The organism is Streptomyces bungoensis, assembly GCF_001514215.1.
GTDB classification, from domain to species: Bacteria; Actinomycetota; Actinomycetes; order Streptomycetales; family Streptomycetaceae; genus Streptomyces; species Streptomyces bungoensis.
In genome coordinates, this window is record NZ_KQ948861.1 from 29,232 (window position 1) to 42,083 (window position 12,852).

At 71.6% G+C, this 12,852-nt stretch carries 10 protein-coding genes; 7 read left to right on the top strand and 3 right to left on the bottom strand.

Going from position 1 to position 12,852, the window contains the following annotated elements; genetic code table 11:
* Positions 1 to 19 precede the first annotated feature (19 nt).
* Positions 20 to 595 (bottom strand): CGNR zinc finger domain-containing protein, encoded by a 576-nt coding sequence (locus tag AQJ66_RS21675; protein WP_079060337.1) that lies wholly within the window; start codon positions 593 to 595, stop codon positions 20 to 22.
* A gap of 123 nt (positions 596 to 718) precedes the next feature.
* Between AQJ66_RS21675 and AQJ66_RS21680 the strand changes: the two genes are divergently transcribed.
* Positions 719 to 1,516 (top strand): MBL fold metallo-hydrolase, encoded by a 798-nt coding sequence (locus tag AQJ66_RS21680; protein ID WP_061925285.1) that lies wholly within the window; start codon positions 719 to 721, stop codon positions 1,514 to 1,516.
* Between the two features lie 15 nt (positions 1,517 to 1,531).
* Here the strand turns inward: AQJ66_RS21680 and AQJ66_RS21685 are convergent, their stop codons facing one another.
* Positions 1,532 to 2,242: an SDR family NAD(P)-dependent oxidoreductase gene (locus AQJ66_RS21685; protein WP_061924825.1), complete on the bottom strand. Its 711-nt coding sequence runs from the start codon at positions 2,240 to 2,242 to the stop codon at positions 1,532 to 1,534.
* Here AQJ66_RS21685 and AQJ66_RS21690 point away from each other — a divergent pair.
* Complete coding sequence (locus tag AQJ66_RS21690; RefSeq protein WP_061924829.1) at positions 2,211 to 2,762, top strand: SLAC1 family transporter; 552 nt, start codon at positions 2,211 to 2,213, stop codon at positions 2,760 to 2,762. The two genes, AQJ66_RS21685 and AQJ66_RS21690, sit on opposite strands and share 32 nt — an antisense overlap.
* A 201-nt stretch (positions 2,763 to 2,963) precedes the next feature.
* On the opposite strand, the gene AQJ66_RS21695 is transcribed toward AQJ66_RS21690, so the two are convergent.
* On the bottom strand, positions 2,964 to 4,580 hold the full coding sequence (locus AQJ66_RS21695) for an alpha-L-arabinofuranosidase B (RefSeq protein ID WP_079060338.1): 1,617 nt from the start codon (positions 4,578 to 4,580) through the stop codon (positions 2,964 to 2,966).
* A gap of 380 nt (positions 4,581 to 4,960) precedes the next feature.
* On the opposite strand from AQJ66_RS21695, the gene AQJ66_RS21700 reads away from it, so the two are divergent.
* From AQJ66_RS21700 to AQJ66_RS21720, 5 genes are all read left to right on the top strand, one after another.
* Positions 4,961 to 6,055: an arabinofuranosidase catalytic domain-containing protein gene (locus tag AQJ66_RS21700; protein WP_079060339.1), complete on the top strand. Its 1,095-nt coding sequence runs from the start codon at positions 4,961 to 4,963 to the stop codon at positions 6,053 to 6,055.
* 132 nt (positions 6,056 to 6,187) lie between these two features.
* Positions 6,188 to 7,834 carry a glycoside hydrolase family 27 protein gene (locus AQJ66_RS21705; protein WP_061924831.1) on the top strand — a complete coding sequence of 549 codons (1,647 nt, stop codon included), beginning with the start codon at positions 6,188 to 6,190 and terminating at the stop codon, positions 7,832 to 7,834.
* Between the two features lie 130 nt (positions 7,835 to 7,964).
* A complete protein-coding gene (locus AQJ66_RS21710) occupies positions 7,965 to 9,239 on the top strand; it encodes an ArgE/DapE family deacylase (protein ID WP_061924836.1) in 1,275 nt (424 codons plus the stop codon).
* A 227-nt stretch (positions 9,240 to 9,466) separates the two neighbouring features.
* Positions 9,467 to 10,975 carry a glycoside hydrolase family 43 protein gene (locus AQJ66_RS21715; RefSeq protein ID WP_061924838.1) on the top strand — a complete coding sequence of 503 codons (1,509 nt, stop codon included), beginning with the start codon at positions 9,467 to 9,469 and terminating at the stop codon, positions 10,973 to 10,975.
* Positions 10,976 to 11,096: 121 nt separating this feature from the next.
* Positions 11,097 to 12,848, top strand: coding sequence for a cellulase family glycosylhydrolase (locus AQJ66_RS21720; protein ID WP_061924841.1), 1,752 nt, complete (start codon positions 11,097 to 11,099; stop codon positions 12,846 to 12,848).
* Positions 12,849 to 12,852: the final 4 nt, after the last annotated feature.

A 12,852-nucleotide genomic window follows, 5' to 3' on the forward strand; every position in this document is an offset into this window, starting at 1 on the left:
GTGCGCCGAGGGCCCGCCGCTACCGGCTCGGCCGCGTCGGCGACGCCGCCCGCGCCTCGGTCCGCTTGCGCGCGCGGTAGGCGGCCGCTTTGATCCTGTTGCCGCACGGGTCCATGGCGCACCACTCCCGGCGGCTCCCGTGCGACCGGTCGAGGTAGACCTGCGTGCACTCGCCCCGACTGCATTCCTTCAGCAGGGCCGCCTCCGGGCCGCCGAGCAACTGCACGGCCTGCCGGGCGATCGACGACAACGCCTGCTCCGGCGTCGCCTCGACCCGGCGGTTCCCCCGCTGAACGAGCTGCGGTACGGCGGACGGCGTCCGCGCCGTGTCGTTGACCACCGCCAGGGCGTCGGCGTCGTAGTGGTCACCGGCCAGCGTGGCCACGACGAGCCGGTAGACCGCCTCGCGAAGGGCGATCGCCTGCCGCAGGTGCGACGGTCCGCACGGCGTGTCCGCGTCGACGAGGCCCGACTCGCGGAACCAGGCCTCGAGGCTCTCCGGGGAGATGAGCATCTCGGTGGGCACCGCGTTGCGCCGCGCGCGCAGGGTGCCGACGAAATCCAGCACCGGGGCACCACACTTGAAGGAATGCATCATGTCACCATTTTGGCAGGTGACGAAAAACGCGGCAAACGGCACGGTCAGTGGATACCCACGGGTGAAGCCGGCGGGACACGGACACGGTTCCCACCGGTCGAGGAGGCAGCCTTGACGACCATCGAGCTTGCGCGGCAGGAATGCGCGATCACCGTCCTCGGCGGCCCCACGGCCGTCATCGACGTCGGCGGCCTGCGTATCGTCAGCGACCCGACCTTCGACGACGCCGGGCCCCACGGATACCTGACGAAAACTGCGGGCCCCGCGGTCCCCGAAGGGGCTCTCGGCCCCGTCGACCTCGTCCTGGTGAGCCACGACGGACACCCGGACAACCTCGACGAGCGCGGCAGCGCGTTCGCCAAGGCCGCTCCGGCCATCGTCACCGGCCCGCTGTCCGCGGCCCGGCTCGGCTCCCCCGCGATCGGCCTCGCCCCCTGGACCGGCCACCGCGTGCCGCGCGGCGACGGCGGGGGCGACCTCACCGTCCTCGCGGTCCCCGCCGTCCACGGCCCGGAGGACGGCGACCGCGACGCGGACGGCAACGTCAACTGCGAGGTCACCGGATTCGTGCTGTCGGGTCGAGGGCTTCCGACGATCTACGTCAGCGGCGACAACGCCTCCATCCGGACCGTGGCCGAGATCTCCCGTCGCGTCCCGGACATCGAGGCGGCCGTGCTGCACGCCGGGGCGGCACGCGTACCGGTGAAGTTCGGGGGCCGCCCCCTGTCCCTGGACAGCCGACGAGCCGCGGCCGCCGCGGCCGTCCTGGGCGCGGAGATCGTGGTTCCGGCCCACTACGACCACTGGGCCCACTTCTCGGAAGGGCTGGCCGACCTGGAACTGGCCTTCCACGAAGCGGGCCTGTCGTCACTGCTGCGGGCGGCGCCGCACGGCACCTGGACCCGTCTGCGCCCGTGACGCGGCGCGGAGGTCTCAGTGGCCCGCACTCATGCCACCGTCGACGTGGTGGATCTCGCCGGTGACGAACGGAGCGTTCTCGAGGTAGATCACCGCGTCCGCGATGTCGCTCGCCTCGCCCAGCCGGCCGACCGGATGCAGGGCGGCGAGGGCCTCGTGGGTGTCCTCCGGGTGCATGGGCGTCCTGATGGTGCCCGGCGCGACGGCGTTGACGCGGATGCCGCGGGTGGCGTACTCGATGGCGAGGGACTTGGTGGCGGACTGCAGGCCGCCCTTGGTCAGCGAGGCCAGCACGGACGGGACCCGGGCGTCGGCGTTGTCGACGAGGCTCGTGGTGATGTTGACGATGTGCCCCGCGCCCTGGGTGAGCATCTGCTCGACGGCCAGCTGGGTGATGCGGAAGAAGCCGTTGAGGTTCACACCGACGACAGCCGCGTAGTCGTCGAGGGTGTACTCGGTGAACGGCTTGGCGACGAAGATTCCGGCGTTGTTGACCAGGGTGTCGACGCGGCCGAACCGCTCCCGGGCGGCGGCGATGACGCGTTCGGCGGTGGCGGGGTCGGCGATGTCGCCCTGGACGGTGAGGATGCCGGCGTCGTCGGAGGGGGCGATGGTGCGCGAGGTGGCGACGACCGCGTAGCCGGCCTTGCGGTAGGCGTCGACGACGGCGGCGCCCAGGCCCTGCGAGGCACCGGTGACGACTGCGACCTTCTGGGCCCCGTTCATCGCGAGCGCCACCGCATCGACGCTCGGGCTGCCCGGCGTGGCCGACGCGGCGTTCGCGATCGGGCTGCTCTACTGGCTGACGGTCGGCACCGTCATCCTGGGCAGCCTCATCACCGCGGGGCCCCTCCCCCGGCCCGCGCGGCCCGCGCTCACGGTCCTGACCATTCCACCGGCGACCGGCGGCATCGCGTGGACCGCGGCCCACAAGGGCGTCTTCGGCCCGGTCGGCTACGGCTTCGCGGGCATCCTGCTCTTCACGATCCTCCTCGTCGCCTTCCTCCTGCCCGAACTGCGCCAACCGTCCTTCCATCCCGGACTCTGGGTCTACAGCTTCCCCGTAGCCGCGAGCACGAATTTCGCGATCCGCCTGATCGCCGCGACCAGGGCCCCGGCCTGCCCGGTCCTCACCTGGGCGCTCCTGGCCATGTCCACCGGCGCACTCGTCCTGCTCTCGGCCGCGACCCTGCGGTACAGGGTCGGGGCCGTCCCCCGGCGCAGCAGGCCTTCGGAGGGGTTCTGACCGCAGGGCACGACCGCTGTCGCCTGCCGCACCCCATACCCGACGCGACCGGCCGCGCGTCCCGCGCCCCGAGGACCGGCCGGCCGTCGCACACCCCTGCCGGGCGCCAGGCTCGACGAGGCGCCGCGGGCCTGCGCGATCGGCCGCGCCGGCTGGTCCGCCGGCGCGGCGTCGCTGTGCGGCGTGTGGTGGTGCGGGGCTTCACGCCCAGGGCTGGCCCACGGCCCAACTGGTGTCGTCGCTCCAGGAGGTGGCGCTGTCCCACGTGTGGGATCCGCCCTGGCTGGCGATGTAGACCGTGTAGCTGTAGTGGCGCAGGTAGTCGCTCGGGTAGTTGACCGAGCGGAAGGAGTAGCCCTGGCCGTTGTGGCCGGCTTCCGGGCAGAAGGTGGCGTCCTGGGCGAACTGCGAGGTGCCGTCGTTGGCTCCCAGGTGCAGCTGGAAGTTCGAGTGCCGCAGGTACTGACCGGACTTGTTCGCGGATTCGAAGGAGACGCACGAGGAGTCGGCCAGGCCCGCTCGCACGGTCCAGGTGGCGTCGCCCTTGGTGGTGGAGCTGCTGGAGGTGGTGACCGGCGCGATGACGACGTTGGTGTCGGCGTCGTCGTGCACGATGTAGTCGCCGGTGCAGCACGGGGTGGTCGCCCGCAGCGCGATCCTCGAGCCCGGGGTGAGTCCGCCGGGGCCCGACGACGACGTCGTGTAGCCGGCCGCGTCGATGTTGGCCTGTACGGCGTTCTCGGTGGCGTCCGACGGGTAGCCGGATGTCATGACGCCCTCGTAGAAGGTGCCGGCGGAACCGTGGCTGTTGTCGCCGCCGATGCCGAGGATGATGGCGCCTTCCTTCTTCATCGGGTTGTAGCCCGCGACGTTCGGGCGCGGCCCGTTGTAGAAGGTGGACAGGCCGCCGGACTGCGCGTCACCGGCCCGGATCGACCAGTGGTTCGGTTCGCCCTTGACGATGGCCGTGAGGAACCGGTGGCTGACGCTGGGGTCGTTGGCGTTGTAGCCCGCGTTGACCCCGGAGAACAGCCCGTTCTCCAGATCCGCCATCACCCAGGGGCCGTTGCCGGTGCCGTAGCCCCAGACCTTGATGTTGCCGAAGTAGATGGCCTCCATGGTGCCGTTGCCGTTGTCCCGGCTGTTGGTCTCGGCGTTGCCGTAGTCGAAGCAGCAACCGCCGTTGTAGTGCGTGCCGTCGAGGACCGCGTACATCCCTTCGGGCTGGTCCCCCGTCGCGATGCCGTTGGTGTGGTTGTTGCGGTAGCCGGTGCCCGGCGCCACGAAGACGCCGTACGCCTTGTGGCCGCCGACGGTGATCGGCGCGGCGGTGGCGTCGGCCAGGTTGTCGTAGCCGCCCGCCGCCGGCCCGGAGAATCCTCCCGGCGGTGCCTGGGTGAGGTGGTTGCCCCGGCCGGACTGGTCGTAGATCACCGTGATGAGGCAGGTCGTCCCGGCGCAGAAGGAGTCCTGCGCCGCGGCGTTGGCGTACCCCCCGGGGCTGAGCACGCCGATGTCCCGGGTGGCGTTGTCCGAGGCACGGCGCACCTGGTAGAGGGGGCCGTCGTAGGAGGCGTACAGCGCGCGGGTGGTGCTGTGGGCCGCCACGCAGGGCGTTCCCCCGCCGGCGTAGATGTCACACGGCTGGGAGGACGCCGCCGCGGCAGCCGTCCCGGCCGCCGCGTGCTGTCCCGCGGACACCGCGCCTGCCCCGGTGGCGGATGCCTGCCCCCCGAACAGGGCTGCGGTCAGGGCGAGTCCCGACGCGAGTACGGCGAGCGTTCTCCCCCGCCGTAAGCGGCTCGAGATCAACGACATGGTCTCTCCTCGTGGAATGAGTAGGGAGATGTCAACAGCTTCACTGCGTTCGGCATTTCGACCAATGAGCGGCTCACCGGACAGACGTTGATGGTTGTGGGGGCACACAGGCGTGTCAATACTTCGCGCAGAGTCACCCCTTCGCCTGCCGCATCAGGGGCCGCTCGCCGTTCGAGATCCTGAATCGCGCGGCAAGTATTGACGACTGCCGGCAAGTCCCTAGTATCCAATCGTCCGAAGCACCGGGCATTGTTCGTAATAACGAACGAAGAGTCGAAGTCAAGACTCCCCTCTGTTCTCCGTGCCACCGGTGCCGCACCTGTGCACGCCTCGCCCGAAGTGCAGCGGATCACCCCCCACTCACCGAAGAGAGCGAACCCATGACACTCTCGTCCGTCCTCTTACCGCGCCACCCGTCCGCCCCGCTGCGCCCCGCGGGGGCCGCCGCCGCGGGCGTGGCGGCGGTGCTGATGCTGATGCTGGCCGCGCTGACGTGGCCGGTGCCGGCGTCGGCTGCCGGGGCCGGCCCCTGCGATCTGTACGCCTCGGGCGGCACGCCCTGCGTCGCGGCGCACAGCACGGTGCGCGCCCTCTACTCGTCGTACAGCGGCGCGCTGTACCAGGTCAGGCGGTCCTCGGACAACGCGGCCAGGGACATCGGTGTCGTGGCCCCGGGCGGGGCGGCCAACGCCGCGGCCCAGGACGCGTTCTGCGCCGGCACCACGTGCGTCGTCACCTGGGTCTACGACCAGTCCGGGCACGGCAACAAGCTCGGCTACCAGGGCCCGGGCGGGGTCGGCGGGTCCGACACGGCGGCCAGGGCCACGAGCGAGTCGCTCACCGTCGCGGGCAGCAAGGCGTACTCCCTGTACATCGACCCCGGCAACAGCTACTGGCGCGACGGCCATCTGACGGGTGTGCCCACCGGCAGCGCACCCGAGGGGATGTACATGGTGACCAGCGGGACGCACGTCAACAGCGGCTGCTGCTTCGACTACGGCAACAGCGAGACCACCCGCAAGGCCGACGGCCCGGGGGCCATGGACGCGATCAACTTCAGCAAGTCGTGCTGGTTCGGCGGCTGTGCGGGCTCCGGTCCCTGGGTCCAGGCGGACCTGGAGTGGGGGCTGTTCCCCGGTGGCAGCAGTTCCTGGAACCCCGACCAGCGGGCCTTCACCAGCAAGTTCGTCACCGCGACGCTGAAGAACAACGGGACCACGCGGTTCGCGATGAAGGGCGCCGACGCCCAGTCCGGCAGCCTGGCCACGCTGTACAACGGCTCCCTGCCGGGCGGTTACGACCCCATGAAGAAGCAGGGGGCGATCATCCTCGGCAGCGGCGGGGACTGCTGCAACGGCAACACCAACCTCAGCGCGGGCACGTTCTACGAGGGCGCCGTCGTCTCGGGCTACCCCTCCGACGCGACCGAGAACGCCGTACAGGCCAACATCACCTCGGCCGGCTACGGCAAGTGACACCCTGGGCGCGCTGACGTGGCGGGAACTCGGACGGTGAGGGCCGTCCCAGCGGCTGCGTCCGCCGTCCGTGGTCGCAGCAGCACGCTTCCGCTCACTCTTCCGCCCGTGTCCCGAATCGAAGGAGCCCACGTGCCCAGACGGTCAGGCAGACGACTGCTCCGCATCCTCGCGGCCTCCGTGCTGACGGTCACCGCCTCCGTGGCGGTTTCCTCCCCCTCCCCCGCCACGGCCGCACCCGGCAGTCCGGCGCTCACCCCGCCGCTGGGCTGGAACAGCTGGAACAGTTTCGGGTGCGGAGTCACCGAAGCCCAGGTCCGGCAGGCCGCCGACGCGATGGTGTCCTCGGGCATGCGGGACGCCGGTTACCGGTACGTCGTGGTCGACGACTGCTGGTTCGACCCGCAGCGGGACGCGGCGGGCAACCTGCGGGCCGATCCGGCCAAGTTCCCGAGCGGGATGAAGGCACTCGGGGACTACATCCACGGCAAGGGCCTGAAGTTCGGCATCTACGAGGTGCCGGGCGAGCGCACCTGCGCCCAGGCCACGGGAGGCTACCCGGGGTCCACCGGCAGCAGGGGCCACGAGACCCAGGACGCCGCCACGTTCGCCTCTTGGGGTGTCGACTACCTGAAGTACGACTGGTGTTCCTCCAGCGGAACCCGTGACGAGCAGGTCGCCCGGTTCACGCTCATGCGCGACGCCCTGCGCGCCACCGGACGGCCGATCGTCTACAGCATCAACCCCAACAGCCTGCACGCCATCACGGGCTCCACCTACAACTGGGGCGAGGTCGCCGACCTGTGGCGGACGACCGAGGACCTGCTCGACATCTGGCAGAACGGCAACACCAACAGCTACCCCATGGGCGTCGGCAACGTCCTGGACGTCACCGCGCCCCTGGCCGCGCAGAACGGCCCGGGACACTGGAACGACCCCGACATGCTGGTCGTCGGCCGTCCCGGCCTGACACTGACCGAGTCCCGCTCGCACTTCGCCCTGTGGGCCCTGCTGGGCGCCCCGCTCATGGCCGGCAACGACATCCGCACCATGTCCTCCGACGTGAGCGCGATCCTGCGCAACCCCCGCCTGCTGGCGGTCGACCAGGACGCGCTGGGCGCGGGGGGGCGCCGGGTGCGCGATGACGGCGCCACCGAGGTGTTCGCCAAGACCCTGGCGGACGGTTCGGTCGCGGTGGGCCTGTTCAACCGGGGTGGCGCCGCCGCCACGGTCACCACGACGGCCGCGCAAGTCGGCCTGTCCGGCGGGCCGTTCACCCTCACGGACCTGTGGACCGGCGGCACGTCGAGCACGTCCGGGCAGATCGCCGCGAGCGTTCCCGCCCACGGCGTGGCCGTCTTCCGGGTGACCGGTGGCACCCCGCTGACCGCCACCACCTCGCGTCTGCGGGGCGGCGCGTCCGGCCGCTGCGCGGACGTGGACAACGCCTCCACCGCCGCCGGGGCCACCGTACTGCTCTGGGACTGCCACACGGCCGCCAACCAGCTGTGGACCACCTGGGCCGGCGGCGAGATCCGCGTCTACGGCGACAAGTGCCTGGACGCCTCCGACCAGGGCACCACCAACGGCACCCGTGTCATCACCTGGCCCTGCAACGGCCAGGACAACCAGAAGTGGACCACCGGCTCCGACGGGACGATCCGCAACGTCCACGCCGGACTGTGCCTCGACGCCGACGGGGCAGGCACCGCCGACGGCACCCCGCTGGTCCTGCAGACCTGCGACGGCCGGGCCGGGCAGCGATGGAGCCGCGTATGAAACCGACCCGGAGGAACCCCGCGCGTGCGCGCGGTCTGCCGAGCAGGCCGGCCCGCATGATTGCCCGCGCCGACGGCCGGCCCTAGCATCCCGACCCATCCCCCTTGGCCGCGATGACGGGAGCGACCGCATGGCCGCGACACTCGGTTCCGAAGAAGCAGCCGCCCTCGCGGCCGTCGACGAGGGCGCCGTCGCCCGGACGCTGCTGGAACTGCTGGCCATACCCAGCGTGACCGGCAGCGCCGCCGAGTCCGACCTGCAGCACCACCTGGCACGGCATGCGGAGCGACTCGGTCTCGACGTCGACCTGTGGTCCGTCGACCTGCCCGCGCTGCGTGCGCTGCCCGGCTTTCCCGGGACCGAGGCGCCGCGCGACGAGGCGTGGGGGCTGGTCGCGACGACACCGGACACCGGTGACGGACCGACCATGATCCTGCAGGGGCACGTCGACGTCGTACCGCCGGGCGACCTCCGTCAGTGGGAGGGCGACCCCTTCGCCCCGAGGACGGCAGGTGACCTCGTCCACGGCCGTGGTGCCTGCGACATGAAGGCAGGGCTGGTCGCCAACCTCACCGCTCTGGCGGCGATCCGGGCGAGCGGAGTCAGGCTGCGCGGGCGGGTGGCCGCCCACTTCGTGGTCAGCGAGGAGGACGGCGGACTCGGCGCCTTCGCGACCCTGCACCGCGGTCACACCGGGGACGCGTGCGTCATCACCGAGCCGACCGGCGGCTCGCTCGTGACCGCGAACGCCGGTGCGCTGACCTTCCGTGTCGAGGTCCCCGGTCAGGCCACCCACGCCAGCACGCGCACCGCCGGGGTCAGCGCCATCGACGCGTACCTGCCGATCCACCGGGCGCTGGCCCGGCTGGAAGCCCGGCGCAACGAGGCGATCGACCCGTTGATGGCGGACCACGAGATCCCGTACGCGCTCTCCGTCGGCACTCTCCGCTCGGGTGACTGGGCGAGCAGCGTGCCGGACCACCTCGTCGCCGAGGGAAGGCTCGGCGTCCGGCTCGGTGAGGATCCGGCCGACGCCGTCGCCGACTTCGAGAGGTGCGTGGCCGAGGCATGCGCGGAGGATGCGTGGCTGCGCGACCATCCGGCGAGGGTGAGCTGGCCCGGCGGCCGCTTCGCGAGCGGGCGGCTGCCCGCCGGCCATCCCCTCGGCGCCCTGGTCCGCCGCGCGCACGCCGACGCGATCGGCGGCGCGCCGCTGCGCGAGCACGGCGCACCCTATGGAAGCGACCTGCGCCTGTACGCCGCCGCGGGGATACCGACGCTGCAGTTCGGGCCCGGCGACGTACGCCTGGCGCACAGCGCCCGGGAGCAGGTGTCCGTCTCCGACATCGTCGCGGTGACCCGCACACTCGTGCTCTCCGTGCTGCGGGCCGTCGGTACGAAGTAGGCCGTCCTCCGGCGCCCCCTGAGCAGGGGTGCGGCGAACAGGTGTTGAAGCGCATCGACTCAGCCATCCGGCTCACGATGCCGCCAATGACCTTGCGCGATGAAAAGTTTCGTGGCGTCACACCCCTTGTTCCACCCTGCGCATGGCATTAACGTTCGCCGCCAGGTGAAGCGCTTCGACACCCGCTTCGTCCCCTGCTGTGTCCCGCACCGAAAGGACTCGACGGCATGCCCGACAAGCGGCCGGCGGACGCCACCGTGACCAACCCCGTGATTCCCGGCTTCCACCCCGATCCCAGCGTCTGCCGCGTGGGCGACGACTACTACCTCGTCTGCTCCAGCTTCGAGTACTTCCCCGGCATCCCCGTCTTCCACAGCCGCGACCTGGTGCACTGGACGCGGATCGGCAACGCCCTCGACCGGCCGGGGCAGCTCCGCCTCACCGGCTCGCCGTCGTCCGGGGGCATCTACGCGCCCACGCTGCGCCACCACGACGGCCGCTTCTGGCTGATCGTCACCAACGTGGCCGACGGCGAGGGCAACATGCTGTTCACCGCCACCGATCCGGCGGGGCCCTGGTCCGACCCGGTGTATCTGCCCGGGGTCGAGGGCATCGACCCGGACCTCGCCTGGGACGAGGACGGCACCTGCTGGGTCACGGTCGCCGGGATCTCGCAGGTCCGCATCGACCCGTACACCGGGGAGACGTTCGGCCCGCCGCGGAAGCTCTGGTCCGGCACCCCCGGCGCCCTGGCCCCGGAGGCGCCCCACCTGTACCGCATCGGCGACCACTGGTACCTGCTCATCGCCGAGGGCGGCACCGAGCGCGGTCACGGCGTCTCGATCGCCCGCGGGCCCGCGCCGTACGGTCCGTTCGAGCCGTGCCCGGCCAACCCGGTGCTGACGCACCGCAGTTCGGATCGCCCGGTGCAGAACACCGGCCACGCGGACCTGGTCCAGGGCCCCGACGGTTCGTGGTGGATGGTGCTGCTGGGCGTCCGGCCGCGCGGGGGTACGCCGGGCTGGCACGTCCTCGGCCGCGAGACGTTCCTCGCCCCGGTGACCTGGGTGGACGGCTGGCCCGTCGTCGGCGAGGTCTCCCCGGACCCGGCAGCGCCGCCCTGGCCGCTGGTCCCGGGGCCCGTCGAGGCCGGCCGGGACGACTTCGATCTCGGCGAACTGCGACCGTACTGGATCTCCGTGCGCGACCGTCCCGAGGAGCTGTGCACCACCGAGGAGCGGGCCGGCTGCCTGACGCTCCGTGCCCGGGGCGACGGGCTGGACGAACCAAACGTCGTGTTCGTCGGCCGCCGCCAGCAGCACCTGGCCTGCCGGGTGCGGACCCGGATCGATCCGGCGGAAGGGCGCGGCGGTCTCGCCGTCCGGCTGGACGAGGAGCACCACTACGAGATCGAGGTGTCCCAGGGGGAGGTGCGCGTGCTCGGGCGCGTCGGGCCGCTGCGCACCGTCGTGGGGTCCCGGCCCGTGCCGGCCGGGCCCGTGGTCCTCGGTGTCCGCGTCTCCGGCACCCCGGTGCGGGACGCCCGCACGGGCCCCGACACCCTCACGTTCGGCGTCGAGGAGGCGGACGGCACGTTCACCGCGCTCGGCGCCCTCGACGGCCGCTACCTGTCGACCGAGGTGGCCGGGGGGTTCACCGGCCGGGTCATCGGCATGTACGCCGCGTCCGGCACGGTCCACTTCGACTGGTTCGACTACGAGCCGCTCGCTCCCTGAACCGGCGCCACCCGCCCGGCACCACGCCGCCGCCCGCAGCCGGCCCCGTCTCCCTCGGCCACCTGCCTTCACCGACCCCCCACGGGCGGAACTCCCGCCCGGCCCCAGAGAAAGGTCAGAGATGAAGGGAACGCAACGCCCCGGCGGCCACCGCGGTCGCGGTGCCGGCCGGGTGCTCGGCCTGCTGCCGGCGATGGTCGCCGCGATCGGGCTGACCAGCACCGCCGCCCTGGCCGTACCGAACCACGGCGCGACGTCCACGGGGCCGAAGCCCCGGGCGCTCAGCCCCGCGAGCGCGGTGGCGGCGATGCAGCCCAGCTGGAACCTGGGCAACACCCTGGACGCCATCCCCGACGAGACCTCCTGGGGCAACCCGCCGGTCACCAAGGCCCTGTTCGACACCATCAGGGCCCAGGGCTTCCACAGCGTCCGGATCCCCGTCACCTGGACCGGCCACCAGTCCCCCACCGCCCCGTACGCGATCGACGCGACGTTCATGAACCGCGTCAAGCAGGTGGTGGACTGGGCCCTGTCCGACGGTCTCTACGTCGTGGTGAACGTCCACCACGACTCGTGGCAGTGGATCTCGACCATGCCCACCGACCACGACAACGTCCTGGCCCGCTTCGACGCCATCTGGAAGCAGGTCGCCGCGGAGTTCAGGGACTCCCCGCAGACGCTGCTCTTCGAGAGCATCAACGAACCGCAGTTCGACGACGCGGGCGACGCGCAGGGCATCCGGTACCTCGACGAGCTCGACACCGCGTTCCACGGCATCGTGCGCGGCTCCGGCGGCAACAACGCGACCCGTCTGCTGATGCTGCCCACGCTGCACTGCAACGCCGGCCAGACGTACATGGACGCCCTCGTCGGCGGGATGAAGTCGCTGGACGACCCCAACCTCGTGGCCACCGTGCACTATTACGGCTGGTACCCGTTCAGCGTGAACGTCGCGGGCGGCACGCGATTCGACGCCACCGCGCAGAAGGACATGAGCGACACCTTCACCGGGATACGCGACACCCTCGTCACCCAGGGCGTCCCCGTCTACCTCGGCGAGTACGGCCTGCTGCAGTACCCCGACCACACCCACCCCTCCCGCGTCGAACGGGGCGAGGCGCTCAAGTACTTCGAGCAGCTCGGCCACGAGGCCCGCACCGCCGGAGTGACCACGGCCCTGTGGGATCCCTTCTCGTTCCTGAACCGCGACACGCTGCGGTGGCGGGACCCCGGCCTGATCGCGCAGATCAAGTCGAGCTGGACCACCCGCTCGGGCACCGCCTCCTCGGACCGGGTCTTCGTGCCCGCGTCGAGTGCGATCACGGCGAAGACACTGACGCTGAACCCGAACGGCACCTCCTTCAAGGGGCTGTGGCAGGGCGGCACCAGGCTCGCCGCCGGCCGGGACTACACCGTCTCCGGCAACGAGCTCACGCTCACGGCCGCCGCCCTCACCCGGCTGGCCGGCGACCGCGCCTACGGGACGAACGCGACGGTCGAGGCCCGGTTCTCCCGAGGCCTGCCCTGGAAGATCTACGTGACCACGTACGAGACCCCGGTCCTCTCGAACGCGACGGGCACCACCGGCGGTCTCAGTATTCCCGCTCGGTTCCGCGGTGACCTGCTGGCGACCATGGAGGCGACGTACGCCGACGGCAGCAACGCCGGCCAGACCGGCTGGACCCCTTACCAGGAGTTCAACGCGGCCTTCTCCCCCGACTATCCGGGCAACGCCCTTCTCCTCACCCCGGACTTCCTCGGCGCACTGCACGACGGCGCGCCGGCGACGCTCACCTTCCACTTCTGGAGCGGAGCCACCGTGACGTACCACGTGACGAGGTCCGGATCCTCGGTGACCGGCACGGCGTCCTGAGCGA